The organism is Listeria aquatica FSL S10-1188, from assembly GCF_000525795.1.
GTDB classification, from domain to species: domain Bacteria; phylum Bacillota; class Bacilli; order Lactobacillales; family Listeriaceae; genus Listeria; species Listeria aquatica.
In genome coordinates this window covers 127,473-153,287 of the sequence record NZ_AOCG01000001.1, presented here as the reverse complement: position 1 = coordinate 153,287, position 25,815 = coordinate 127,473, and the positions used below count along the sequence as shown (strand labels likewise).

The 25,815-nt window shown below is 41.4% G+C and carries 19 protein-coding genes and 6 pseudogenes; 5 read left to right on the top strand and 20 right to left on the bottom strand.

From position 1 onward, the window contains the following. The 4 genes and pseudogenes from MAQA_RS00750 to MAQA_RS00735 all read right to left on the bottom strand — a co-directional run. Positions 1-681 (bottom strand): annotated as a pseudogene (locus MAQA_RS00750) (DeoR/GlpR family DNA-binding transcription regulator); the annotation flags it as partial. A gap of 34 nt (positions 682-715) precedes the next feature. Continuing rightward, a pseudogene (locus tag MAQA_RS00745) lies at positions 716-1,577 on the bottom strand (ketose-bisphosphate aldolase). Then, positions 1,577-2,977 (bottom strand): PTS fructose transporter subunit IIC, encoded by a 1,401-nt coding sequence (locus MAQA_RS00740; RefSeq protein ID WP_036070356.1) that lies wholly within the window; start codon positions 2,975-2,977, stop codon positions 1,577-1,579. The pseudogene MAQA_RS00745 and the gene MAQA_RS00740 overlap by 1 nt, the downstream one beginning before the upstream one ends. 15 nt (positions 2,978-2,992) lie before the next feature. Beyond that, positions 2,993-3,427, bottom strand: coding sequence for a PTS sugar transporter subunit IIA (locus MAQA_RS00735; RefSeq protein WP_420911913.1), 435 nt, complete (start codon positions 3,425-3,427; stop codon positions 2,993-2,995). A 435-nt stretch (positions 3,428-3,862) separates the two neighbouring features. Here MAQA_RS00735 and MAQA_RS00730 point away from each other — a divergent pair. Then, positions 3,863-4,601: pseudogene (locus tag MAQA_RS00730) on the top strand (SDR family oxidoreductase). 286 nt (positions 4,602-4,887) lie between these two features. Here MAQA_RS00730 and MAQA_RS00725 read toward each other — a convergent pair. From MAQA_RS00725 to MAQA_RS00685, 10 genes and pseudogenes are all read right to left on the bottom strand, one after another. Then, entirely contained in the window at positions 4,888-5,490 is a 603-nt protein-coding gene (locus MAQA_RS00725) for a lytic polysaccharide monooxygenase (protein ID WP_036070351.1), read from the bottom strand. A 208-nt stretch (positions 5,491-5,698) separates the two neighbouring features. Then, positions 5,699-6,502 carry a PTS transporter subunit EIIC gene (locus MAQA_RS14780; protein WP_241462998.1) on the bottom strand — a complete coding sequence of 268 codons (804 nt, stop codon included), beginning with the start codon at positions 6,500-6,502 and terminating at the stop codon, positions 5,699-5,701. 98 nt (positions 6,503-6,600) lie between these two features. Next, on the bottom strand, positions 6,601-7,032 hold the full coding sequence (locus MAQA_RS14770; RefSeq protein ID WP_206537495.1) for a PTS sugar transporter subunit IIC: 432 nt from the start codon (positions 7,030-7,032) through the stop codon (positions 6,601-6,603). 137 nt (positions 7,033-7,169) lie between these two features. Further along, complete coding sequence (locus MAQA_RS00715) at positions 7,170-7,985, bottom strand: MurR/RpiR family transcriptional regulator (protein WP_036070349.1); 816 nt, start codon at positions 7,983-7,985, stop codon at positions 7,170-7,172. 18 nt (positions 7,986-8,003) lie between these two features. After that, positions 8,004-10,619 (bottom strand): glycoside hydrolase family 38 N-terminal domain-containing protein, encoded by a 2,616-nt coding sequence (locus MAQA_RS00710; protein ID WP_036070346.1) that lies wholly within the window; start codon positions 10,617-10,619, stop codon positions 8,004-8,006. Positions 10,620-10,631: 12 nt separating this feature from the next. Further along, complete coding sequence (locus tag MAQA_RS00705; RefSeq protein WP_036070344.1) at positions 10,632-11,096, bottom strand: PTS sugar transporter subunit IIA; 465 nt, start codon at positions 11,094-11,096, stop codon at positions 10,632-10,634. Beyond that, complete coding sequence (locus MAQA_RS00700) at positions 11,077-12,600, bottom strand: PTS fructose transporter subunit IIC (RefSeq protein ID WP_036070342.1); 1,524 nt, start codon at positions 12,598-12,600, stop codon at positions 11,077-11,079. The genes MAQA_RS00705 and MAQA_RS00700 overlap by 20 nt, the downstream gene beginning before the upstream one ends. A 316-nt stretch (positions 12,601-12,916) precedes the next feature. Continuing rightward, positions 12,917-13,359 (bottom strand): annotated as a pseudogene (locus tag MAQA_RS00695) (2-thiouracil desulfurase family protein). 80 nt (positions 13,360-13,439) lie between these two features. Continuing rightward, complete coding sequence (locus MAQA_RS00690; RefSeq protein ID WP_036070340.1) at positions 13,440-14,351, bottom strand: pseudouridine-5'-phosphate glycosidase; 912 nt, start codon at positions 14,349-14,351, stop codon at positions 13,440-13,442. Further along, the gene (locus MAQA_RS00685) at positions 14,348-15,466 is read right to left on the bottom strand and encodes a carbohydrate kinase (RefSeq protein ID WP_036070337.1); all 1,119 of its coding nucleotides are present in this window, start codon (positions 15,464-15,466) and stop codon (positions 14,348-14,350) included. The genes MAQA_RS00690 and MAQA_RS00685 overlap by 4 nt, the downstream gene beginning before the upstream one ends. A gap of 274 nt (positions 15,467-15,740) precedes the next feature. Here MAQA_RS00685 and MAQA_RS00680 point away from each other — a divergent pair, with 274 nt between their 5' ends. The 3 genes and pseudogenes from MAQA_RS00680 to MAQA_RS00670 all read left to right on the top strand — a co-directional run bounded on the left by MAQA_RS00680 (position 15,741) and on the right by MAQA_RS00670 (position 18,689). Then, positions 15,741-16,934 carry a quaternary amine ABC transporter ATP-binding protein gene (locus MAQA_RS00680; RefSeq protein WP_036070334.1) on the top strand — a complete coding sequence of 398 codons (1,194 nt, stop codon included), beginning with the start codon at positions 15,741-15,743 and terminating at the stop codon, positions 16,932-16,934. After that, positions 16,927-17,778 carry an ABC transporter permease gene (locus MAQA_RS00675; RefSeq protein WP_036070331.1) on the top strand — a complete coding sequence of 284 codons (852 nt, stop codon included), beginning with the start codon at positions 16,927-16,929 and terminating at the stop codon, positions 17,776-17,778. Before MAQA_RS00680 ends, MAQA_RS00675 begins: the two co-directional genes overlap by 8 nt. 12 nt (positions 17,779-17,790) lie before the next feature. Further along, positions 17,791-18,689, top strand: a pseudogene (locus MAQA_RS00670) (glycine betaine ABC transporter substrate-binding protein). A gap of 54 nt (positions 18,690-18,743) precedes the next feature. Here the strand turns inward: MAQA_RS00670 and MAQA_RS00665 are convergent. Beyond that, positions 18,744-19,505 carry an SDR family oxidoreductase gene (locus MAQA_RS00665; protein WP_036070329.1) on the bottom strand — a complete coding sequence of 254 codons (762 nt, stop codon included), beginning with the start codon at positions 19,503-19,505 and terminating at the stop codon, positions 18,744-18,746. Between the two features lie 147 nt (positions 19,506-19,652). On the opposite strand from MAQA_RS00665, the gene MAQA_RS00660 reads away from it, so the two are divergent. After that, a complete protein-coding gene (locus MAQA_RS00660) occupies positions 19,653-20,237 on the top strand; it encodes a TetR/AcrR family transcriptional regulator (RefSeq protein ID WP_241462997.1) in 585 nt (194 codons plus the stop codon). On the opposite strand, the pseudogene MAQA_RS00655 reads toward MAQA_RS00660, so the two are convergent. The 5 genes and pseudogenes from MAQA_RS00655 to MAQA_RS00635 form a co-directional block, all read right to left on the bottom strand. Continuing rightward, a pseudogene (locus MAQA_RS00655) lies at positions 20,217-20,925 on the bottom strand (pseudouridine synthase). The gene MAQA_RS00660 and the pseudogene MAQA_RS00655 overlap by 21 nt on opposite strands. 276 nt (positions 20,926-21,201) lie before the next feature. Beyond that, positions 21,202-21,426: a hypothetical protein gene (locus MAQA_RS00650; RefSeq protein ID WP_036070327.1), complete on the bottom strand. Its 225-nt coding sequence runs from the start codon at positions 21,424-21,426 to the stop codon at positions 21,202-21,204. Positions 21,427-21,589: 163 nt separating this feature from the next. Next, a complete protein-coding gene (locus MAQA_RS00645; protein WP_036070324.1) occupies positions 21,590-21,955 on the bottom strand; it encodes a DUF3221 domain-containing protein in 366 nt (121 codons plus the stop codon). An 81-nt stretch (positions 21,956-22,036) separates the two neighbouring features. After that, positions 22,037-23,809, bottom strand: coding sequence for an ABC transporter ATP-binding protein (locus tag MAQA_RS00640; protein ID WP_036070320.1), 1,773 nt, complete (start codon positions 23,807-23,809; stop codon positions 22,037-22,039). Then, positions 23,802-25,529: an ABC transporter ATP-binding protein gene (locus tag MAQA_RS00635; RefSeq protein WP_036070318.1), complete on the bottom strand. Its 1,728-nt coding sequence runs from the start codon at positions 25,527-25,529 to the stop codon at positions 23,802-23,804. Before MAQA_RS00635 ends, MAQA_RS00640 begins: the two co-directional genes overlap by 8 nt. Positions 25,530-25,815: the final 286 nt, after the last annotated feature.

The window sequence follows — 25,815 nt, the reverse complement described above, 5'->3', positions numbered from 1 at the left end:
ATGCGAGACTTTGGTGATCATAAATTTATGATTCATTTTTTCTTGTGTTGCAAGTAAGACGAGCAAGTTCGATTGTCTGCGATACGCCTGTTTGATGAGCGCCTCGCCTTCATGCGTTTCTGTCGCACCTTTATCATAATCAATCCCGCGGCAAGAAACAAAGGAGATGTCTGCGTTATAAGTTAATGCATCATTATAGGCTTTGGCTCCGTTAACTGTATAACGCTTCGGCAAAATTGAGCCACCTAAAATGCTCACGCGTGCGCTCGTGAATTCGGATAGCATTGAGGCTGTCATCACACCATTTGTAATGATTTGAAGTCCCTCAAATCGACTGAGTACACCTACTAGATAAAGTGAGGTTGAACTTGAATCAAGAAAAATGACCATATCATCACGAATGAGCGTTTTTGCCACTTCCGCAACATACTTTTTATTTTCTTCATTGTTAAGTTCGTTCATCTTCATCAAGTATGGGATATCAATTTTTTGATTATCAATAATCATGGCCCCGCCTCTTGTTCGCCTCACTAGTCCTTTATTTTCTAAATGAACTAAATCACGCTTCACGGTCGCTTCACTATAATTAACAAGCTTTATCAAATCTTGAATCCGAGCAAATTGTTCCACTTTTAAATAATTAACAATCTGCTGTTGTCTTTCTTCTGCAACGCTCAACATCGCCCTCACCTCCTACTCGTTTTCTTGCTTAAAATTAATATCGCTTACTTTGTCCTATTGTGTTTAAAATTTTAAGTTTATGGCGAACGACTTCTTTTACTTTTTCATTTGCGGCTGGGTAAACTTGGTTTGGTTCATACATTCCTTTGTTTTCATTTAACACACGATGGATTTCTGCAAAAAAGACACTTTTTAAATCCGAACTTAAATTCACTTTGCCAACGCCATAATGGACAGATTCGCTCACTTCTGCATCAGGATTCCCTGACCCTCCGTGTAAAACAAACGGGATATCTAGGCGTTCATGTAGCGTTTTTTAAAAGGTCGATATTAAGCTCTGGTTTCTTGTCTTTCGGATAAAGTCCATGAGCCGTTCCAATCGCAACCGCAAGCGTGTCAATCTCGGTTTCCTTTACAAATTCTTCAGCTTGATCGGGATCTGTATAAATGATGGAATCTGCTCCGCCTTCTGCTGAACCATTATTGCCAATTGTGCCAAGTTCTGCTTCGACAGAAACCCCCACTTTGTGCGCGAGCTTTACAACTTCTTTTGTTAAGGCAACATTTTCTTCATATGGCACAGTCGAAGCATCAATCATAACGGACGTATAGCCATTTCGGATGGCGCGCATAACATCTTGAATCGTTCCCCCGTGGTCCATATGAATGACAACTGGAACGCGACTTCTTAAGGCATATTCTTTGACGGTTGCAATGAATTCATCTCCTAGATAGGCAATTTCATCTGGATGGATTTCAAGGATAACGGGAGCCTCGTTTGCTTCTACTTCTTCCATGATAGCCTTTAACATGTCGTAACTGCAAATGTTGAAGGCAGGAACGGCAAATTCATTTTCATTCGCTACTTTTAATAGTTCTTTCATAGTCATTAACATTACACATTCACCTCTTGTTTTATTGGTTCTTCTTTTTTAACGGGACGCTTAAGCAGCCCAACCATCACTGCTGTCACAATGCTTCCTAAAATGATGGCGAGCAAGTAGATAAAGACATGATTGATGACGCTTGGGATAAACATCACCCAAATGCCGCCATGTGGAGCAAGTGACGTTACTCCAGCCCCCATTGAAATAGCAGCGGCTGTTGCGGAGCCTGCCATTAGACTCGGAATGACTCTCAGTGGATCGGCTACGGCAAACGGAATCGCGCCTTCTGTAATATAGGATGCTCCTAAAACCCAGCAAGACTTTCCTGCTGTTTTTTCCTCCGTAGTAAATTTGTTTTTAAATAATAAGGTGGCAAGCGCTAGTCCAAGTGGTGGAACCATTCCTGCTGCCATACACGCTGCAATGGGTGCGTTAACACCGGCTGTCATCAAGCCAATCGAAAAGGTCGAAATGGATTTATTGATCGGTCCTCCCATATCTGCTGCCATCATGACCCCTATCAGTAATCCAAATAGCACGCCTGAAGTTTCACCTAGTCCATTTAACCAACCAGTTAGCGCTTCAAGCAACCAGGAAATCGGGGTATCAATGATAAACACCATCGCAAAGCCAACAATCGCAATGCTTGCAAGTGGAACGACAATCAACTGGTAAATGGAAGCAATGGATTTAGCTACTTTAATTTTATTTGCAAAGAAATGTGCCAGGTAACCGGCTAAAATCCCACCGATCATCCCGCCAAGGAAACCGGAACCGCCCGCTGTCGCAAGAGTCCCTGCAACAAGTCCTGGTGCAAAACCAGCGCGTCCGGCAATAGAACTTGCGATTCCTGCTGCAAGCGCAGGTACCATTAGCGCAAAGGCTGTATCTCCTCCAATTTTCGAAAAGGCTCCGGCAATCGCATTATAACTGCTAGAATCTGGATCGGATGCATCAATTCCAAATGCGAAACTAATAGCGATCAAAATTCCGCCTGCAATGACAAATGGCAACATATAGTTGACACCATTCATAAAATGATTATAAATTCCTGCTTTCTTGCCATCACTTGTATTTCCATCTATTTTACTTGACTCTGCTTTCGTTAATCCTTTTTCTGCTAGTGTTTCTTCAAGCACATGATCTGCTTCTTTGATCGCTCTTGAAGTGGACACACGTTTTATTTTTTTGCCGGAAAAGCGACTTAAATCAATGTCTTTATCAACAGCTAGAATCACATAATCTGCCTGTTCAATTTCTTCAGCTGTTAAAACATTTTCAACTTTTGCACCTTGTGTTTCCATCTTGATTTGATGACCCAAATCTTCTGCTGTATTCGTCAGCTTTTCTGCTGCCATGTAAGTATGTGCAATTCCAGTCGGGCAAGCTGTTACACCGACAATTTTCATGTGAGACGCCTCCTTTTAAGTTAATACTTCACTAACACTTTCATAATCTTTCGTATTTTTTAATTCTTCTTGAAATACTGGATCCATTAATTTCCGAGAAAGCTCGCTTAAAATCTCCAAATGTGTATCCGCGGCTTTTTTCGGAACGGCAATGATGAAAGACCATTCAACGGGTGATTCATCGAGACCAAAATAATCCGTCATTTTCCCGGAATGAACAAAAGCAATCAAAGGTTTTGTTACTTGTTTACTTTTGGCATGAGGAATGCCAAACCCAGATTCAATGCCAGTTGAAGTTTCTGCTTCCCGCTTATAAAGATCTTTTACAAATTTTTTGCCATTCAAAATGGATCCTTCTGCTTCAAGACGTTCTGCTACTTTTTCAAATAGCTCATTTTTTGTAGTTATTGTTTCATCAAAAATAATACGATTTTCATTTAGTAATTCCATGATACTCAAGCTAAAAACCTCCCAACAAAGTAAGCGCTTTCCTTTATTTGTCTTAAGAATAGCATGATGACCAGAATTATTCAATGCTATGAGTTAAATATGCATAAAGCTCATTTTTTTTATGTTTTTTGATTCTTTTTTGACCGAAATCGTTCATTAATTTTATAGTTAACTCTTAAATGATGATTAGTTAGAAAAAAATAAATAGTATTTCAAAATCATTCAAGAAAAGGCTTTCACTGATCGTTTGCGACCTAAAATAGACTTTTCAGGCATAATCTGTTTAAATTCACAAATTTGTGCTATATACTCCTGTGAAATAAATAAAGTATTTCACAAATTGTCTGTAGGATGGAAGAGGGTTTTGCTAACGGGACAATCCCTCTTCCTCTCACACATGCAGATGAATACAACAATTAAGGAGTGTCAGACAAAATGGAAAATATTCAAGACAAAGTAATTATTATTACAGGAGCATCCTCTGGAATCGGGATGGAAAGTGCTCGGTTACTTGTAGCAAATGGAGCTAAAGTGATGTTATTCGCGCGACGTGAAGAAAAGCTACAGCAATTAACAAAAGAATTAGGCGAGGAAAATTGTGGCTATGTAACAGGGGATGTCCGTCTGCCAAGTCAAGTTGAAAAATTAGTTCAAGAAACAATCCGTCGTTTCAAGAAAGTCGATGTTCTTTTTGCTAATGCCGGAATTATGCCAGCATCGAGCATTAGCGAACTAAAACTTGAGGAATGGAATGAAATGATTAATATCAATATAAAAGGCGTTCTAAATAGTATCGCCAGTGTTTTACCGAAATTCATAGCACAAAAAAAGCGGGCATGTCGTTGTAACAAGCTCGATCGCAGGTAAGAAAATTTTCCCTGGGAACTCTGTTTATTGTGGGACAAAATTTGCGGTAAAAGCAATCGTCGAAGGCTTAAGGCAGGAATCCATTGCGGAACGAACAAATATAAAAACGACCCTTTTATATCCAGGTGCCATTCAAACAGAATTACTAGAAACGATTTCTTCTGATGATGACCGAGCTAATTGGGATCGTTTTTATCAAATTGCTATTTCTCCACAGTCTGTTGCTGAATCCGTTCTTTATGCATTATCGCAACCCAAAGATGTTGGTGTAAATGAAATTACCATTTTACCAGCAAAACAATCCTAAACGCACTTTTTTCAACCATCCAGTCGATTATTTAAATAAGTCATGCGGAAATTCCGCATGACTTTTATAGTGTTCTCTGAAATCGGCATTACTTTGACTTAAATTCTGTTACCGAAATATACATCAATTGATCAGGATTATTTAGATTACTGCGAGCAAATGCTTAAAGCTTTGGGACGATAAAAAACTGGCGACAAACGGCTGATACCATTTGTCGCCAATTTAGGCTTTCAAATCAAAATGTGTTTGCGTGCAAATAAAAATAGATTTGATTTTTATTTCTTTTTTATTTTACATTAACATCAATAACTTGGTAGAACGCATTAACTGTATCGGAAATATTCCAAACTGCTAAAATGACGTTATAACCTTTTCTATCACTTGGAATATTGATTTTTTGCTCAACATCCTTATTAGGAAGGCTGCCTCCATCATCAATACTTGCGATTTTTTCAAAATCCTGAATATTAAGAGGTGCGTTCGGATCCCAATTAGATTTTGTCATGTAATAATCCCATGTTGATGTCCGGTGTTGCGCTGTTAGCTTCCAGTTGACTGCTAATGTTCCCGTTGTAATATCTGTTTTGTGCCATCGCGTTGCTGTCTGTTCATCGATTGCACTAAAACGATCAATGGCAGCGCTCGCAATTTTACCTGTAATAAAAGTATTTTTAGGTGCTTCAATACTTTGTGGTTCATATTGAACAGCTCCAACATTTTTATTTAACGGAGCAAGCCCAGTATCATTTGTAAATTGTGTACTACCAAGATAAGCTCGACTTCCCGGTTTTGTTACATATCCATGCGCATTTGCAGCGCTTGAAAATCCCGCTAGAGCAAACAATAGAATAAACGCAGACAACAACATTTTCCACAAATTTGTTTTCATCTTCTTAATCCCATCCTTTTTTCTATTTTTATTTACACTCTGGATAAGCCCACCATCCTATTTTATTATAAAATTTTATTATTAAACACTCAAGAAATACAAAGTATCAAATTTTTAGTTGTATTATACTACTTTTTGACATTATCATAAAAAGCCTTGAAACTTAAACAAAGAGCCTAGGAACGCTTTTCCCAGACTCTCTTTTCGATTATTTTTCTGTTTTAGCACCGCTCTCACTTGCTCCCGCCATATCAAGTTTTTGATTCATCTTAATAAATGGCAAGTAAAGGAAAATATCGAGGATCACAAGCGCAAGCGTGAGAACAACAGGACTAAAATGAAACGCTCCTAAAATCCACGTGCTGACAAAGATAGGTTCATTTCCTGAGTTAAGGACAACAAGTGGCACAACCCAACCAATTTTCGTCACTACATAAGCAATGACCGCGTTAATCACAGGAACTCCCACCCACGGAATGAAGAAAATCGGATTCAGCACGATCGGTAACCCAAAAATGATCGGCTCATTAATGCCAAATAGCCCTGGAATAAACCCGAGTTTTGCGACTGACCGCCCACTATAATTTTTAGGAGTAAACAGCAAGATGGCAAGAATCAAACCGAATGTAGCTCCGGAGCCGCCAATCATAGCGTAAACATTTGTCATGGTATTGGGCGCAATGCTGATCTGAGAAAAATCGTGATGCTCCGCAAATTCGGAAACATTTTTAAGAAACAGCGGTAACCAAAAAGCCGAAACAACACCCCAAACGATGTTAAAACCATGCAAGCCGAAAAACCATAAAACTTGCATCAAGATGATAACGACGATGATTGCAGGAAGACCAGTTCCAACATCCGTTAGCGGTGTGATGATGACTTGGTTAATCAAATCAAGTAACGATGTGTATCCAAGTGTTTCAATGAGAATCCGTACAATGCCGAACAATAAGAGCACCATTGAAATCGGAATTAGCGAGGAAAAAAGAATTAAATACGTTCGGTGGAACACCAGGCGGCATCTTGATAGTGAACTTACTTTTGGCTAACTTGGAATAAAGATACACGGATAAGAAACTAGTAATGAGACCTGTAAACATGCCTTCAAAGCTAAAAAAAGTTGTTCGCATAGCCAGCGATATCTTGCTTAATCTCCGGTGAGGAGACAAGATTTGGAACCATCACCATATAAGATGCAAACGCTAACAAAACAACCAAGACGACATTCATTTTATCATTTGTTTTCTTGAGTTCCTTGGCATAGTTATAAGATACAGCGAGAACGATGATAATAGCGACCATACCGAGCGTTGCTTGCCCAATCGAGCCAAACAAGTCAATCAGTTTGGGAAGAAAGCCAGATGTCACTTTCAAGTGTTTTGCGAGAGCTTCTAATTGCATTTTGATCAAATTGGAAAACGAACCGACGACTGTGAATGGAATAGCTGCAACAAAGGCATTTTTAATGACTTGTAAAATGGTATTCGCTTCGATTTTGCTGGCAATTTTAATCATATTATTTTGCAGCTTATCGAGTTTCATATTTCTTCACCTCTCTACCCTTTTCTGTAGTTAATCAAAAATCTATTTTTCTCCTAGTTTCTCACCTTTAAAACCTTTTTAAGCAAGAAACTCACACCTAGCGATAGTACGCTTGAATCGGGCTTATTTCCCCCGTTTCAATCTGAAAACCCGCCTTTGAATTTATCCGTCAAAATTTGTTCAGACATGACCCATTGTCGGATAGTGGACTGGTACATATTTTGATATTGCCTGTAGATCATATCCAGTTCGATTAAAATCGGGATTTGTGGCGAAATATTTCCCAGCGTATCCTCCGCCAAAAGCGAAGCCGCAAAAAGAGTTTCCGTCGCAAATTGAATAATCTTCGCTTCCTTGTTTGCCGTAATGAGCAAAATTTCAACGCCTTTTTGTTGCGCGATCTTGGCCGCTTCATAGAGCGTTTCATCTTCTCCGCGTAACGTGGAAATAATAATTAAATCACTTTGGTCGGCAAAATGCGCGGTCATCAAAATGGTATGCTGGTCGCTTGCGACGCGGACAAATTTGCCAAGGCGGGAAAACTTAAATTGAAAGTCCCCGCCGGCAAAAGAATTAAATCCCATTCCCCAAAAATTAATCGTTTTCTTGCTGTAAATCGCCTTACAAAAATGCTCAATCACATTTTCCGCAAAATTGGTATCACTTTGTGTCGCAAGCGCGTGGTAGCTCGCCGTTACACTTGAGGAAACGGGGACGCTTTCTTCACTGTCTTCAAGCGACAAATTGTAAAGAAAAATCAATTCTTTGTAGTTATTCAAGTTGAGTTTCTTGCAAAAACGCGTGATCGAAGAAGGGGAAACGGCAATGGCTTTAGCCAGTTCTTCGATCCGCAAAATTGGTTTTTTTGAGACCAAATAATCCGCAATCACTTGTTCCACAGCGGTGAAATCCATGCGATGCGATTCGATCAACAAAAACAAATTATCTTGCAAAGCTTTCTCCTCACTTTCTTAGTTAGGATAAACCACAATGGTTTTGATTTCTCCTGGTTTAAAGTGTCCAAGCGAAACTTCTTCTGTAAAGACTTTCTCGGTAAGCGCTTCGCCGTTTAAACTAGTGAATGCCACATCCATTTTTCTTGGTAATTGAATTTTTTCTTCTGGCACTTCTTCAGTCGTACTTGGATTATAGAAGCGAATCGCGATCCCGCCGTCATTAGCTCGAGAAAACGAACTGAACACCAGTTTTTCAGGTTTAAGTTGCCAATTTAACGGCGGCTCGGTGATTTTTTCTGGAAGCGGGTTCGAGACAAAATATTTGAGCGCGGTCGTAAAGGCATTCAAGTTTTGAATTTGGTAATAAGGTTGACTCACGGCGTAATGCTGATAGTCGCGCATGAACTTCGCCGGGTCATAGGCTGGGTCAAGTACGAGTGCAAATTTGAAGTGCAACTCTTTTTCAAGTTGACTATCCGGCGTTTCTACGTAACGATACTGATTGCCCGATGCATCTCCCGGACGGCGAATTAAGTCAGGACGACCAAGGTAACCTACGCTTCTGAAAAGTGTCACTGCCATTTGATTGAACGTTTCGCCCACAATTTGATACTCTTTCATTCCTTTAACTAAAATTGTCCAGCTACTTTTGTTATTATGCACATTCAGATAATGCAGCATCGGGAAAATCGCCGTCGGTTCCTCGCGCCAATTTAGCTCTTTCCAGTCATGTAGATGCGGATCAATCACCGGTCGGCTGATGGTTCCAAATGGCGTATCCGTATACGAGTGCTTCGCTTGGATATCCGTTTGGACGATCAGCCGCATTCTGTGATCCTGCGCCTGGTTATCCATTTTTAAATTAAATTCGATTCGTTCAGTCTCTCTCGCAAGCCGCACTTCCATTTGGTAAGGAATATGCGCGCTTCGCTTTCCTGCTTTGCGGTCCGCTAAATCGCGCGCAACGGCAAAGTTTCCGGATACAAGTAAGCGGCTTTCTAATTCGCCCGTCTGGATGCTCACTTTTGCATCCGCAAAATCCAGGCGACAGATGTCATCGTGATAAGCAGGCGAATAATCATAGGTATCACCTTCGTCGCCGCCATCTTCTAGCCAAAGAAAATCGACATATTCGTTTCCCGAAGCTTTATCTACGAGCGTTGCTTGGCCGCTTTGAAGCGTGAAGCGATAGCGCTCGTTTTCGATGCTATTTCCGGCCGTCTGCCCAGTTTCTACCTCCTCAGCCACTTCTTCAATTTCATAAGTCGTAAAGCTAAGCCCTGGGATTTCCACCTCGGCCGAAACTGTATGCAGATAGTAATATTTTTCAGGGTCATACAACGACTCATCGCGCTTAATTTCGCCGCGGTAGCGTTTTTCTGAGTTCAAAATCTGACAAGCCTGTTCCCTTCCTTCTTGCCATAGTCGAATGCTAGGCGATGTCACAGAAACTTCGAAACGAACGGTTTTTCGGACGCTATAAGGCAAGGTATTGTAAAAAACAAGGTCATTGGGCTTCGTATTTTTGCGGGACTCGGCGATTTTTCTTGTTAAATAATCGACAGCGGAGTAGGAAAGTTCATCTGCTTCTTTAAAGCGCTCATTGATGATTTGGTTGGTGGCATCACTATTACATCCCCCAGCACTATCGTGCGCATGGTTGCGGAGAACAAGCTTCCAAATTTCTTCCAGCAATTCTTTTTTATAAGGAATCCCGAGCGAATCTGCCATGAGCATGAGCGGTTCCAATTGATAAATAAGTCGGCGCTCTAGCTTATCGTTCATATATTTTTGGTCGTAGCGTGACGAATAAATCGAGCGATGAATTTTCGAAACAGAACTTGAAATGAACTCTCCTGAAACTCTTGGCAGCACCTCGCCTTGAATAGCTTTCAAATAATCTTCATAAGTGCTTTCCAAAAGCTCTACCCCAGAAAGTTTCGCATTATAAGCAGCAATCCGTTCCTTAAGATTGAAATCAACGAAACGCTGGTCCCCACCGACTGGGAGTAGCACCTGCCCCGTTTCAGCTCCCTCCGAAACACGTGTGATAAGCTCTTCCGGGTTTTCTTTTTCAATTAAATCCACCCCGACAAAATAGCCATTTTTAATATTGGCAGCCACCACTTCTGAGCCATCCTCACTCATCCAAATAAAATCGCGTGACTGCACTTTTTCATTTGGCACACCACGCCAGAAGACCGTATCACTGATCCCCATTCCGCGGTAAATCTTCGGCATATCCTTTCCTTGACCAAACGAATCTGGCAAATACCCAATTTTCATCGCACCACCCAGTTGTTTCGCACGAGCCATCCCAATTTGTAAATTCCGCACAATCGACTCGCCACTGATCACGAGTTCATCCGTTTGCGTGTACCACGGTCCAATAAACAGCTTTCTTGCCCGAACAAGCGCGTGAATCCGCTCCCGATTTTCCGGACAAAAACGCAAGTAATCATCGACAATGCTCATCTGTCCGTCCAGCAAATAATACTGGAGCACGCCCTCCTCAAGTGCACGAAGCACCTCATCCATATGATAAACAAACTGAACCGAAGACTCATTCACCGTAAAATACCATTCAAAATCCCAATGCGTGTGGGCAATCACGTGCACCTTTTTCGCCATCTCCATCACCTCTTAAACTTCAATTTCATCCATCAAGCGCACAAGCTCCGCCGGGTTCTCCGCCGGGTTCTCCGCCGTAATCAACGTCTCACGAAAACCGTCATCAATCAGCTTCCGCGCAATCAAACTCAAAATCTTCAAGTGCTCACTTGCTCCTTCTACTGGAATCGTCAGGGCGAGCGCAACTTGAACTGGCTTTTGATCGAGCGCTTGCCATTCAATTGCAGACTTATATTTCACGAGTATGAGTCCCGGCCTCACAACCGTTTCACTTTTCCCGTGTGGAATTGCAATCCCATCCTTAAATCCCGTTGTTGATTCTTGTTCTCTTAATTTTAAAGCTTCAACAAAATCCTTGGCGGACTTCACGTAACCATTTTGATTGGCCACCCTAGCAATCGTTTCAAACGCTTCCGTTTGCGTTGTTGCCGTTTCATCAAAAACAATATTGGCTTCATTAAAAATTTGGTTGTTCATTTCCTTCACTCCTAATCTCTTCCTCATTTGGCGGTGCAACCGGAACCGGCTTCCTTGAGAAACCAATAATCAGCGCCGTGACCGCAATCCCAGCCGTTATACAAAGAATCCAAGATAAAAACGGGATCGGCTGATGATCAATGTACCCGATAAACGTCCCAAGCGGAGAACCAATTCCACCAAAGAAGCGCGCCCCAGAAGCCGCTGCAAGCCCTCCAGCAACCGCTGAACCTGTCACATTGGCAATAATCATCCGCACCGGATCCGCCGCTACAAATGGAATGGCTCCTTCCGTAACGCCAACAAGTCCCATCCCAAGCGCCGCACTTGCGGCAACTTTTTCATCTTTCGAAAATTTATTTTTAAAGAAGCGCGTCGCCACCCAAACCCCAAGTGGCGCAACTGAAATCGCTGCTTGAACTGCCGTTTGCGGAACAAAGTTAGCATCATTGACCCCATATTTCGCAAGCGTATCCGTGAAAATCGCTGTTGCAAATACAAGTGCAGTTTTATTCACAGGACCACCAAGGTCAAAGCCAATCATTGCTCCACAAATCATGCCAATCAAAAGTGGTGCGCTGCTATAATTATCGTTTAGCCAAGTAAGACCTGCGTACATCTTGTCCATTCCAAAAGCAATCGGTTCCCCGATCACATAGAAGACGATCAACGAAATAATCAACGTGGCGATAAACGGAATAATCATGATCGGCACAATCGGTTGTACAATTTTCGGCCATTTGATTTTCTTAAGCAACTTCACCATGTAGCCCACAATAAAAGCGACAATAATGGCAGCAATAAACCCGCCGCCCGCCTTCGTCCCAAGCAGTTCAGGATCATTTGCGATATAAGCTCCAATCATTGCAGGAGCGATAGCAGGCTTATCCGCAATGGATTTAGCAACGAAGCCCGCAAAAAGTGGAATCATCAATTTGAATCCTACCTGCCCAACTTGGAACAAGTGTGACATGAGTAGCCCCATCGTTGTTTTCGTATCAAAGCCCCATTCGACAATCCGCCCCATATCATCACGTTGAAACGCATACAAATTAGCGATCGTCAAAATTAAACCGGCCGCAATGACCATCGGAACCATATACGAAATCCCGCTCATAATATGCGTAAAGAAATTCGTTTTCCCTTTATCATTCCCGATTTGAACTTTACCAACTTTAGTCCCTTTTTCCCCGAATATTTCGCCTTTTTGAATAGCCGTTTCAATTAATCCTGCCGCATCTTCAATCGCAGCAATCGAATTCGTTTGATAAAGCTTCTTCCCCGTAAAACGAACCATATCCACACGAATATCCGCAGCAATAATTACGAGATCCGCTTGTTCAATCTCTTCTGACGCTAGTTCATTTTCCGCGCCAATCGCACCATTCGTTTCTACCTTTATGTTGTACCCAAGTTCCTTAGCCGTTTTTTCAAGCGATTCCGCGGCCATATATGTATGCGCTATCCCTGCTGCACACGCCGTAACAGCAACAATATTTTTCATAACCTTTCTCCCTCCTTTTTTAGTACAAAATAAGTATAGCAACGCGCAAGTGAAATTGGAATATGAAAGCGTTATATTTGAAGTGTTTTCAGTATTTCAGAGCACCTTGAAAATAATTTCAGAAGGCAAGAAACGCAGGGGATAGCAAACAACGACTTTATTGCGTTAGCGCTTGGCGCGAATGCAGCTTTTATACAGAAGCTGAACGAGCCGCGCTTGAATTTTATGAACACATCGTTTTAATCCCGACTAAGGGAGGCCGAACACTAAAACAAGGTCTTGCGCCACGCGCAAGACCTTGTTTTTAAGTTCCTATTCAAATTTGCTGATCGGATAAAACTTCTAACCCTTTCAGTTTCATATATGCCGCCGTAACGCCCATCCCAGCTTTTGTTTTTCCGCCGAACGAACCGTCGTAAATTTGGCAAGCCCCGCATGAAGGCTCTTCTCCTTCAAAATGACCGTTGTTATCCCCAAAGTTTCTAGCCTCGCAAAAGCTCGTTTTGCTCCTGCTTTATAAGCTTCCGTCACGTCCTGCCCATGGTCGTCCATCACTTTTGCCGTCCCGTTCCACACATCAAAGCCGTCGCCACCTACAATTTCCGCAGGGTTTCGCGGCGTCGTAAGTCCACCGATCACTTCCGGGCAAAGCGCTAACGCCTCCCCTTTAATCACCATTTCCTTTAAAACGCGATTTTCTTTGTGATTTCCGTCATATCTGCAAGGAATTCCCGCTAGACACGCACTCACCATTTTCACAAGACGCCCCCCTTTTCTTCTTCTTTTTTACTCTATCAAAAAAACGCCATGACTTCAATTTCGAAGCCACAGCGTCCTTTTTATAGATTTTGGTAGGCTTTCGCAATCGCTGTGCCCACGCGCGCATTATGTTTGACTAGCTCAATATTCGCTTCTAAGCTCTTACCCGCGGTCAACTCTTTCACTTTGCCAAGCAAGAATGGTGTGACATCTTTCCCGTGGATACCTTTTTCATCTGCTTCTTGGAGCGCTTTTGCGATCACAGCATTTATCTCACTTGCTGGCATCGCATGCTCCTCTGGAATTGGATTAGCAATCACAGCGCCACCATCAATCTTCAGATCCCATTTCGCTTTCAAACTTTCTGCGATAACGCCCGGTTCATCTGCCCGAATCGTTAGCTCAACATCACTAGTCCGCGTATAGAAAGCCGGAAGCACGTCCGTTTCATAGCCGATCACAGGAACTCCTTTGGTTTCCAAATATTCCATCGTAAGTCCGAGATCCAAAATGGATTTTGCTCCCGCACAAACTACAGCCACATTTGTTTTCGCCAGTTCCTCAAGGTCAGCCGAAATATCCATTGTCGCCTCTGCCCCGCGGTGAACCCCGCCAATTCCGCCCGTCACAAAAATCGGAATCTCAGCAAGCTCCGCACAAATCATCGTTGCGGCCACGGTCGTCGCTCCAAGTTGCTTCGTCGCAATTAAATAGCCGATATCCCGTCTCGAAACTTTAGCTACCCCTGAGCTTTTTCCAAAAAGTTCCAATTCTTCATCCGAAAGCCCAATCTTGATTTTACCATCAATAATTGCAATTGTTGCAGGCACAGCACCATTTTCGCGAATGATGTCTTCAACAATGCGAGCCGTTTCCACATTTTGCGGATAAGGCATTCCGTGTGAAATAATTGTGGATTCGAGGGCTACAATGGGCTTCCCTGCAAGTTTAGCTTCTTTTACTTCTTCTGAAAACGAAAGATATTGTTTCATTTTAATTCCTCCAATTCCTGTTTTAGTTTTGCCGCCGATAAATCTTTTCGTACTGTTGAGTTTGACATCAGCGTTTTAGCTGCATTAATACTTCCAGCGCGAACAATGTCGCGAAGACTGCGCCCTGAAAGCCAAGCATGAATCACAGCAGAACAAAACGCGTCCCCAGCTCCTGTTACGTCCTGAATATCGCTAACTACAATCGCGGGCTCATACAAAATTCCCTCTTTCGCGTTTCCTGCAATCGCCCCGTCTTTTCCATTTGTTACAACCACGTTTTGAATCCCAAGATCAAGCCACTTCTGAACAGCTAGCTTCCAATCTGCGTTTGTTTCGATCTCCATTTTAAGGTAAGCTTCCGACTCATCGCGGTTACAAATCAGCCAAGAAACCCCATCCAATTCCACGGGCAAGCGCCCCATCTTTGGTGACGAAACCGGAACAAGGATCAAAGGAACGCCTGCTTCGTTTGATACCCCTTTCAAATAACGAATAGTTTCTTTAGGACAATTTAAGTCTGCAACTATTGTCCCAGCATTCACAAATAGCGCTTCATTTTTCGCAAGGACATCTGGCGTTAATTCATCATAAGCATCCATGTCCGCGAGTGCCACATGCAAGTTGCCATTTTCTTCCAAAACTGCCGTATAAGAACCCGTTGCCATCCCAGGAAAAGTGGTCACATAATCCAAATCCATGTACCGCTCGCTAGCTCGCTTAATCGCTTCCCAGTCGGCATCCATTCCCGCAACAGTCATAAGCACTGTTTTTCGTCCAAGTCGCCCAAGGTTTTCTGCCACATTTCGTGCAACTCCCCCAGCACCTTGTGTGGAACGAACCGGATTGGAAGTTCCCAGTTGTACCGCTTCCTTCAAGTAAAACTTGCGATCCACATTGGCTCCGCCGATGCAAATAATGCGATTTTCCTCATTTAAAATGTAACCTTTACCTAAAATCCATCCTTTTCGCATCAAACCAGAAATTAAATTTGCAACTGCTGGACGCGACAAACCAACGATCTCCGCTAAATCTTGCTGCGAAATATAAGGATCATTCTGAATCGAGCGATAAATCAACTCTTCATTTTCGTTCATTTTTTGCTGATCTTGTTTCATTGTTCCTCCCTCCCATCTAAACAAATGTTTATTTATTAAACTTATGTTTATTGTAGCATAAATCTAGCATTACACAAGAAAAAAAATAAAATTTTTTTTAAAATTATGGTAACCCTTAAGCTCATGCGGCTGAGAGCCATAATTAAAAGTTATAAATTCTACATTTTTGAGTGTATCGGGTGAATTATCCCCAAAACTTCGATACAATGGAGGATGTTCGCTTTATTTTTAAGTTTTGAAATGAAGCGATGGGACGTGAGAAAGGAGAATCATTTTGAGTAAAATAGAAGTTAAGAATTTGACAAAAATTTTCGGCAAGAAAATTTCCAAAGCTTCTTCATTATTGTCTCAAGGAAAATCTAAAACAGAGATTCTAAAAGAAACAGGCGCAACCATTGGGGTTAACCAAGCTTCTTTTGCAGTCGAAGAAGGCGAGATTTTCGTAATTATGGGGCTTTCTGGAAGTGGGAAATCCACACTTGTACGGCTTTTAAACCGGCTAATTGAACCAACGAGTGGTGAAATTTGGTTAGATGGTCGCGAACTTTCTAAACTTGATAAGAAAGAATTGCGAGAAGTCCGTCGAAAAAGCATGAGTATGGTTTTTCAAAGCTTCGGGTTGTTTCCAAACCGCTCCATTTTAAGCAACGTAGAATACGGGCTTGAAGTACAAAAAATGCCAAAAACAGAACGAGAAAAGAAAGCCTCAGATGCCCTTGATTTAGTTGGACTTTCAGGTTACGGGGAACAATATCCTTCACAACTTTCTGGAGGAATGCAGCAACGTGTTGGGCTTGCCCGTGCACTTGCTAATAATCCAGACATTCTATTAATGGATGAAGCCTTTTCTGCGCTTGACCCATTAAACCGAAAAGATATGCAAGATCAATTGCTTGATTTGCAAGACAAAATGCAAAAAACGATTATTTTCATTACCCATGACCTAGATGAAGCCCTTCGAATTGGAGATCACATCATGATCATGCGCGATGGCTCTGTCGTTCAAACAGGGACACCGGAAGACATTCTAGCGCACCCAGCTAATGAATACGTGGAAAAATTCATTGAAGATGTGGATCGCTCGAAAGTTTATACAGCAAGTAACGTGATGATTCGTCCAGAAATCATCAACTTTGAAAAAGATGGCCCACGTGTTGCTTTACAGCGGATGCGTGAAGCGGGGACTTCCAGTATTTTCGTCGTGAAAAAAGGACGGGAACTTGTCGGGATTGCCCACGCATCAGATGTATCTAGACTCGTTAAAGAACAAGTGAAATCACTGGATTCTGTGATTAAAACGGATGTGCCAACAACAAGCCCGGATACACCACTTGTTGAACTTATGGATCAGGTTTCAACGACTTCGATTCCAATAGCTGTCACTGAGGATGGTAAGCTTCGTGGAATTATCGTTCGTGGCTCTGTTCTCGCGGCACTTTCGGGAAATGAGGTGAACCAAGATGCCTAATATTCCAAGTCTTCCGCTTGCGGATTGGATTGATAAGCTCGTCGATAGCTTAACAAAATTTGAAGGTTTCTTTAATGTAATTACAAATATTATCGGTGGAGTTGTAGATGCCTTTCAGTGGGTGTTCGACCTCTTGCCACCATGGCTATTTATTCTTTTAATCCTCGCTCTTACTTTTTGGATTAATCGCAAGAAACAAAAATGGGGTTTACTTATTTTCGAATTAGTTGGGCTCCTGCTCATCTGGAACCTCGACTTTTGGCGCGATATGACCCAAACGCTTACTCTCGTTTTAACAAGTAGTTTAATTGCACTTGTTATCGGGGTACCACTTGGGATTTGGATGTCCAAAAGCAATGTTGTAGAGGCCATCTTTAAACCTATCCTTGACTTCATGCAAACGATGCCGGCTTTCGTTTACTTGATTCCGGCAGTTGCCTTCTTTGGAATTGGAATGGTTCCAGGGGTTGTCGCTTCTGTTATTTTCGCAATGCCGCCAACTGTGCGGATGACGAACCTCGGTATTCGTCAAGTTTCGACTGAACTCGTCGAAGCAGCGGATTCGTTCGGTTCAACTGGTTGGCAAAAATTGATTAAAGTAGAGCTTCCGATGGCGAAGTCGACCATGATGGCTGGAATTAACCAAAGTATCATGCTTGCTCTATCGATGGTCGTTATTGCTTCGATGATCGGTGCAATGGGTCTAGGAACGCGTGTTTACTTCGCTGTAGGACGTAATGATGCTGGTGGCGGTTTCGTAGCCGGAATTGCAATTGTTATCGTCGCGATCATCCTCGACCGCTTGACGCAAAGCTTTAACAAAAAGAATACAACGGAAAATTAAGGAGGAAGTAAGATGCGCAAAAAGCTTTCAATTTTAGCCTTGCTTAGTGCTCTTTTCCTCATCTTATCCGCTTGTGGAACGGAGCTTGCTGAGTACGATCCAGATAAACCACTTGGCGAACAAATCAATTATACAATTACTGGAATTGATGCTGGTGCTGGTATTATGCTGTCCACTCAAAATGCCATTAAGGACTACAAGCTCGATGATTATAACTGGCAGCTTCAGACAAGTTCGACAGCAGCAATGACTTCAACACTTGAAAAAGCTATTAAAGACAAACGTCCAATCGTCGTAACTGGCTGGACGCCTCACTGGATGTTCACAAAATTTGACTTGAAATTCTTGAAAGGATCCTAAAAATGTTTATGGGGACGCTGAAAATATCAATACAATGGTCCGTAAAGGGCTGAAAAAAGATATGCCTTCTGCTTATACAGTATTAGACCGCTTTAACTGGACAGCCGAAGAAATGTCTGATGTGATGTTGCAAGTTAACGATGGAACTGACCCGAAAAAAGCAGCTCGAAAATGGATCAAAGACAATCCAGATAAAGTCAAAAAATGGACAGATGGTGTTAAAAAGGTAAACGGTGATAAAATCAAGTTAACCTACGTGGCTTGGGACTCTGAAATTGCTTCGACAAACGTTGTAGCAGAAGTGCTAAGTGATATTGGCTACAAACCAACGATTCAAGCCATGGAAATCCAGCCTATGTGGGCATCCATTGCAACTGGCGCAGCTGATGGTATGGTCGCTGCTTGGTTGCCAAACACATCTGGTGTTTACTACAAGGATTACAAAAAAAGATGTTGAAAATCTAGGTGTGAACTTAAAAGGAGCGCGTGTTGGTCTAGCCGTTCCTACCTATATGAAAAACATAAATTCGATTGAAGATCTAAAAAAATAATATAAAGAAAGAGGGGCGGAAAATCTCGCCCCTCTTTTTTTCATATCATATGCTTTAGTAAGCCGTCCAGCCACCGTCTACTTGAACAACTACCCCATTAACAAAGCTCGCATCATCAGAGGCAAGAAATAGGGCAACTTTAGCAATTTCTTCCGGCTCGCCCGTTCGTGGACTCACTCCCATTCCAATCATTGCCCGAGCTTGACCGAATTCGCTTGGTGCAGTGATTGTATTCCCAATATTTGTATTGACCGCTCCAGGCGCAATTGCATTACAGCGAATATTTTTTGTTGCATATTGGAATCCTACATTTTTCGTCAGTCCAACAACTGCATGTTTCGATGCTGTATATGCCGCACCTGCACGAGAACCGTAAAGTCCACCCGCTGAAGCAATATTCACAATTACGCCACCGCCTGCTTTTTCAAAAATAGGAACGGCTTTTCGAATCGCTCGCATGACACCTGTTGTATTAATCGCAAGCACTCGGTCCCAAAGCTCGTCTGTTAATTCGGCAACCGGAACAAAATTATCCATGATTCCTGCATTATTAACCAGAATGTCTAGTCCCCCATAAACTTCTATCGCCTGATCGATTATATTTTCTACATCTTCTTGTTTCATCACATTTGCCACAATGGCTCTTCCTTCACCGCCAGCAGCTTTTATTTCCTCAACTGTCTTTTCTGCAGCTTCTAAATTTAAATCCGCAACAATAACTTTTGCGCCTTCCTTGGCATATAAGATAGAAATTTGTTTCCCCATTCCAGAAGCCGCACCAGTTACGACTGCTACTTTACCCACCAATTTATCCATTATTTATTCCCCCTTGATTGCTTTTGTCGCGAGACTCATCTCACTCCTAATCTAAGTATATTCCTACTTGTAAACGGATTCAATCAGTAAAACAGTGATAAAGTGTTGCATAAGCAACACTTTTTATGGTATATGTAGCATATCCTCTTGAAAGGAGCTAAAATCCATGTCAGATCGCCGTACACAAAAAAACCAAAAAAAGCTTTTCATACCGCTTTTCTTCAACTACTTGAAAACAAAACTCCTGCACAAATCACCGTATCTGACCTTGTTCGTAAAGCTGATGTAAATCGTTCAACTTTTTACAGACACTACCAAGAAATACAAGATTTACTTGATGAATTGATTCACTTTGTCCTCCAAGATTTGCGCACCGCTTATGATGACCCTTACCAAAAAGAAACGGATTTCTCACTCAGCCGACTTCGCCCAGAAATGATTAAAATTTTTGAACACGTCTATAAAAACCGTGATTTTTATCGTCAAGTCATCCACGCCAAAATCAGTCCTGGCTTTCAAAATCAAATTTGTGAGGTCATCAAAGAGTTGGCCTTAAGAGATGCACTTCATTCCCATTATCCAACTGGAAATGCCAATCTCGAACTGCTCGCAAGTTACCAAGCTCATGCAATCTTTGGGATGATTGTCTACTGGGCAGAAACAGACTTCCAGTTTTCACCTCACTATATGTCTGAACAGCTCTACTTCATTTTAAATTTGACTCGCAAATAACAGATCAAGTTCCTGCTTTGTAAGCGGCCGATATGCACCAAGTGGCAAGGATTCATCAAGTTCCAAGTTCGCCATCTTCTCCCGTTTTAAATAGGTCACTTTTTTTTCCACATGCCTCAAACATCTTTTTCACCTGATGAAATTTCCCCTCACGAATCGTCACAAGCGCCTCACCAGCAGCAAGAATCTCTAGTTTTGCTGGAAGCGCTTTGTACCCATCAAGAAAAACAACTCCGTTTTCAAAAGCGATTTGATCTTCCTTCGTAAGTTCACCTGTTACTTTTACAAAATATACCTTATCAACATGTTTCTTTGGGGATAACAACTGATGCGAAAGCGCACCGTCATTCGTTATCAAAAGTAATCCTTCCGTATCTTTGTCAAGTCGTCCCACAGGAAAAAGCCCTTTACGCCTATCCTCCGGTTTAAAGAGATCCATTACCGTCCGGTCAACCTTATCTTCCGTTGCACTAACAACTCCTTGTGGTTTGTTTAACATCCAGTACGAGAACTCAGAAAATTGGACCATATTTCCATTTACTACAACTTCATCCGATCCAGGAGTTACTTGTAACCCACCATCTTTAACTTGCTTTCCATTCACCCAGACATTGCCTTTTTTTAATATCCCCTTTACCTCTTTACGCGTTCCAATCCCCGTATTTGCCAATAGTTTATCTAGCCGCATGAACAAAACCCCTCCGTGATTAATTAGCTTTATCTTACCATGAATATAGTGAAAAATAGAAATAAGCGGAACCTTAACAACAAGAAATCGAACAAACCGCTTCTTCTATTTGGAAGCCCACTCGTACTTGCCGCTTTTTTGAAAGCATTTTGAAAAGAACAAAAGCAAAACATTCCATTTAAATTCATTTTATCTAATTGATTTTACAACTAACTAAAAAAGGATTTGAACTTGACGTTCAAATCCTTTTAACTATCCTCTCCATATTTTGTTCTCTCACGACAAGCTTTCAAGTTTCGCAGCGTAATGTGTTTCCATTTCTTGGCTTGAAAAAGATTGTCGTAACCGATAATTTTCCAAGAGTTGTTCAATCTCCACCAATACCTCAAAGCTATTTTTTTCTTCTTTCATAACTAGCAAATCCTGCATCTCTATGAATAATTGCTCTAACTGTTTAAAATCTTCTGCTGTTGCTTTAAGACCATCCCTTCTGTTTTGCATTGTTTATACCTCCTAAATGTAACCCCTTTCTTACTCATTATTTTACGCTAAAATAAAATTTTCAAACCTATTTTTCCAAAAGTTCACAGATTGTACAAATTCATAGACAAAAATGCGCATTATTTCACCTTTTTTTGTTATCTTTTGCAACTAAAAACGTTTTTTATTCTTTAATGATTTTTAGGATATCCTGATAACGAACTTTTTTAGGTGTTGCGTCTTGAAACGAGGAACCGCTTTTTAAATAGACTTCCACTTTATCGCCAGCTACTAGATCCGCCACATTTATCGGTCGCTCATCCTTCTGATTAGTGATTTTACTGATCGAAGCTAGTTCAATTGGACCTTTAATTACCTTCCCATCTTCTGACTCAAGTTGATCCACAAAGATACTTTTAGCATCACTTGTTCCATTTTGACTGATCGTTCCCGTGTATATTACATAAGGATCTTTCATTTGTTGCTTTTGCCCGCAGGCTGATAAAATCAAAAGACAGACACCCAGTATAACAAGTAAATGCTTTTTCATTCCTTTTCTCCTTTAAACAACTTTTTCTTTTATCATATGAAAAAAACACAGCTTCTTCAAAGAAAAAGCTGTGTTTCAGGTTTATTCTAGTACAAATTGATTGTGATAAAGTTCTGCATAGAAACCTTGTTGTTTAAGAAGTGATTCATGCGTTCCTTCCTCAATCACTTCACCATTTCGAAGTACAACAATATGGTCGGCACCTAAAATCGTCTTCAAACGGTGCGCGATAACGAAACTTGTTCGTCCTGAAATCACATTATCCATCGCCGTTTGAATCTTACTTTCCGTAACTGTATCCACATTACTTGTTGCTTCATCTAGAATAAGCAGGCTTGGATTGGTTAAAATCGTCCTTGCAATACTAATTAATTGTTTCTGTCCAACACTGAAAATACTATTCTCATCGCTAATTTCTGTATCATAGCCTTTATCAAGCGACATAATAAACTCATGAATATGCGCTTGTTCCGCAGCTGCGATAACTTCTTCACGCGTTGCATCCGGTTTCCCAAATGCAATATTATCGTGGATAGTTCCAGAAAAGAGCACAGAATCTTGTAAGACTATTCCCACCTGTTTCCTGAGTGAATGCAGTTCAATGTCGCGAATATCTTTTCCATCAAAAAGAATCTCACCACTATCAACATTGTAGAAACGATTCAACAAGTTCATGATCGTTGTCTTCCCAGAACCTGTTGGTCCAACCACCGCAACCATCTGACCTTTTTCAAGACCGATCGTCACATCTTTTAGAACTGGTTTATCTGGTGTGTAACCAAATTTCACATGATTCAATTCTACTTTTTTATGAACACCATCAATCGTTTGAACATTTGGACGTTCCACTTCATCTTGTTCTTTAAAGACTTCACTCACACGACGCGCACCAGTAAGTGCCAGTTGAAGCATGCTGTACTGCGAAGAAATCTGTGTAAGTGGCATATAAAATTGTTGCGAATACTGAACGAACATCACGATGAGGCCAAGTGCTACCGTCCGGTCAAGACTTCCATTTAAAGCAAGATAACCACCGAAGAAAATAACAATCGCCGTATTAACAAGCGAAATACCCTGCATCACGGGGAACAACAAGCCAGAATAAACTTGACCTTTATACGTTGCATTTTTAACGATTTCATTGTGTTTTAAGAAACCGCTAATGGTTTCTTCTTCAAGACCATTTGTGATGACCACTTTTTGACCAGAGATTTTTTCATCAATATAGGCATTTAAGCGACCTAAGCTATCTTGTTGCAAGTCCACATAGCGGCGCGCTTTCCGAATGATAATCCCTGCGATAATCACTGCAAACGGTGCCGCGATCAGTGTAACAAGAGCAAGTTCTACATTTTGCGTGAACATCATGATGATAACCCCGATCATGAGCGCCAAATTCGAAAGCACTTGAACAAGCGCTTGGTTGAGCGTGTTTGAAATGTTATCCATGTCACTCGTAAAGCGACTCAACATCTCGCCATCATTGTGGCTATCAAAGAAGCGAATCGATAGTTTTTCCATTTTCTTGAAAAGTCCAATCCGCATCCGGTTCGTTGCTTTCCCTGAAACACCCGCCATGATGATATTTTGGACAAACATCGCAACAGACGTTAAAACATAGAATAAAAGCAACATAAGCAGAATATGGTGAAAATCGGATTTGTCATCCACACCCGTTGTTATAAGTTTCACTGCATAATCCGCTAATTCCTGTACCGCTTTCCCGACATATTGTGGCGCTTTTACTTGTAAGAAAGTAGCCCCGACAATCGCAAGAATAATCACAGATAGTTGAAGTTTATAGGCGCGAAGGTAGTGCCAGAAGAACTTCGTGATTTGTCTAAACTCACTCATTTTCGAACACATCCTTCCCTTTTTGTGTTTCATAGATTTCTTGGTAAACCGAGCTTGTTTGAAGCAGTTCATGATGGCTTCCAACTGAAACGAGCTTTCCTTTATCAAGAACTAGGATTTTGTCTGCTTGAATAACAGAAGAAATCTTTTGCGCGATAATAAAGGTGGTCGTGTCATTTAATTCGTTTGCAAGCGCCTCTTTGACTAACTTTTCAGATTTGGCATCGAGCGCACTCGTCGAATCATCAAGAATTAAAATTTTCGGTGTTCCAATTACACCACGCGAAATCGAAAGTCGTTGCTTCTGACCACCAGAATAGTTGTTTCCTCGCTCTTCAACAATCGCTTCATAGCGTTTATCTTGTCGTTCAATAAACTCTTTCGCCTGCGCAATCGTCGTGGCATTTTCCATTTCTGTTTCAGAAGCATTTTGCTTCCCGTGACGCAAATTATCCGAAATTGTTCCGGAGAAAAGGACAGCTCGTTGTAAAACAAGAGAAACCGTTTGACGAAGCGTTTTCTTGTTGACCTTCTTCAGATTCTCTCCGCCGATCAAAACTTCTCCTTCTTGTGGATCATAAAGTCGCGGAATAAGCTGGGCAAGCGTCGACTTCCCAGATCCTGTTGCACCGACGATCCCGACTGTCTCACCTGGATCTGCTTTAAAGGAAATGTGCGATAACGCATTCTCATCATCTCCTTCGTAGCGAAAACTTACATCTTTGAATTCCACACTACCATCCAAATCTTCTTCTTTCGCATTTGGATCATAGGTAATATCCGCATCTGTATTTAAAACTTCACTAATCCGTCCAAGTGAAACAAAGGCACGTGAAGCCATCATCGTGAGCATTCCGCCAATAATGATCGCCATCATGATCTGCATCAAGTAGTTCATAAACGAAGCCACAGCACCAATCACAGTTGGATCATCCTTCACCATGTCGCCTACAAAATAAATAGAAACGACGATCGCAAGGTTTGAAACAAACATAAAAGCTGGAATCATTACAGAAAACAAGACCCCCACGCGAATTGTATGTGCTGTTAATTTATCACTGGTTTCAGTAAAACGATTAATTTCATTATCTTCTTGAACAAAGCTTTTGACTACTCGCATTCCGGCAAGGTTTTCTTTCGCAATTGCATTTACTTTATCAAGGAAAGTTTGAATTTTTACGAAGTGTTTTCCCATTGCACCAAACGTCAGCATGACAATTAAAACGACAAGCACAACAAGAAGGATAATTACCCACCAAAGTGCTGGTAGCGTCACCATCGCAAGCACAAAACTTCCGATAAACATGATCGGAATCCTTGTTAAAGATTGAAGTGACAACATCACAAGGTTTTGCACTTGTGTAATGTCATTCGTTTGTCGCACGACGAGGTTCCCGGTGCTAAACCGTTCAATGTTGCTAAATGAAAAGGTTTGGACTTTGCGGAAACTGCTTTCGCGAATGTCTGCGCCTACCCCCTGCGCAATTTTGGCTGATAGAATCGTATTTAAAATTCCGGCTACTAAACCAATCACCGCGATTACGATCAGCAAAATCCCGATCGACGAAATTTCATCCATCTTGTCCTTCACAATGGCATCCAAAACTTGCTGCAGTAATTTTGGTTGCCACAGTTGAGAAATAACCATGATCGCAACAAAGATTGTTGAAAAAATGGTCTCGACACGATACTTTTTCAAATGCTGTAGTAATATTTTCATTGTTTCCCTCCCATTTCGACAAAAATCAGACGAACACTTATTCTACTCGAATTTAAAATGATTTTCAAGCTTTAATCGGATAAAGTTTAAAAATCAGTCTCTAGACTGATTATCTTTTACTCACTGGTCGATACAATCGCACAAGACCCAGCTTTTCAAGCTTTAACAATCATAAAATATTTTATCAAATGACAAAAATGTAAGCTTCATCACTATTTTTTGTCACTTAATTCGCAGGATTAGTTTCAGAAATTCCTTTAAGATAGTGTATAGAGTAAAACTAAGG

Coding starts and splice junctions, on each gene's coding strand:
- MAQA_RS00740 (WP_036070356.1), bottom strand. CDS start 2,977: ATGAAAATTGTCGGTGTAACAGCTTGCCCGACTGGAATTGCACATACT.
- MAQA_RS00735 (WP_420911913.1), bottom strand. CDS start 3,427: ATGGAATTACTAAATGAAAATCGTATTATTTTTGATGAAACAATAACT.
- MAQA_RS00725 (WP_036070351.1), bottom strand. CDS start 5,490: ATGAAAACAAATTTGTGGAAAATGTTGTTGTCTGCGTTTATTCTATTG.
- MAQA_RS14770 (WP_206537495.1), bottom strand. CDS start 7,032: ATGAAACTCGATAAGCTGCAAAATAATATGATTAAAATTGCCAGCAAA.
- MAQA_RS00710 (WP_036070346.1), bottom strand. CDS start 10,619: ATGGCGAAAAAGGTGCACGTGATTGCCCACACGCATTGGGATTTTGAA.
- MAQA_RS00705 (WP_036070344.1), bottom strand. CDS start 11,096: ATGAACAACCAAATTTTTAATGAAGCCAATATTGTTTTTGATGAAACG.
- MAQA_RS00700 (WP_036070342.1), bottom strand. CDS start 12,600: ATGAAAAATATTGTTGCTGTTACGGCGTGTGCAGCAGGGATAGCGCAT.
- MAQA_RS00690 (WP_036070340.1), bottom strand. CDS start 14,351: ATGAAACAATATCTTTCGTTTTCAGAAGAAGTAAAAGAAGCTAAACTT.
- MAQA_RS00685 (WP_036070337.1), bottom strand. CDS start 15,466: ATGAAACAAGATCAGCAAAAAATGAACGAAAATGAAGAGTTGATTTAT.
- MAQA_RS00675 (WP_036070331.1), top strand. CDS start 16,927: ATGCCTAATATTCCAAGTCTTCCGCTTGCGGATTGGATTGATAAGCTC.
- MAQA_RS00665 (WP_036070329.1), bottom strand. CDS start 19,505: ATGGATAAATTGGTGGGTAAAGTAGCAGTCGTAACTGGTGCGGCTTCT.
- MAQA_RS00650 (WP_036070327.1), bottom strand. CDS start 21,426: ATGCAAAACAGAAGGGATGGTCTTAAAGCAACAGCAGAAGATTTTAAA.
- MAQA_RS00645 (WP_036070324.1), bottom strand. CDS start 21,955: ATGAAAAAGCATTTACTTGTTATACTGGGTGTCTGTCTTTTGATTTTA.
- MAQA_RS00640 (WP_036070320.1), bottom strand. CDS start 23,809: ATGAGTGAGTTTAGACAAATCACGAAGTTCTTCTGGCACTACCTTCGC.
- MAQA_RS00635 (WP_036070318.1), bottom strand. CDS start 25,529: ATGAAAATATTACTACAGCATTTGAAAAAGTATCGTGTCGAGACCATT.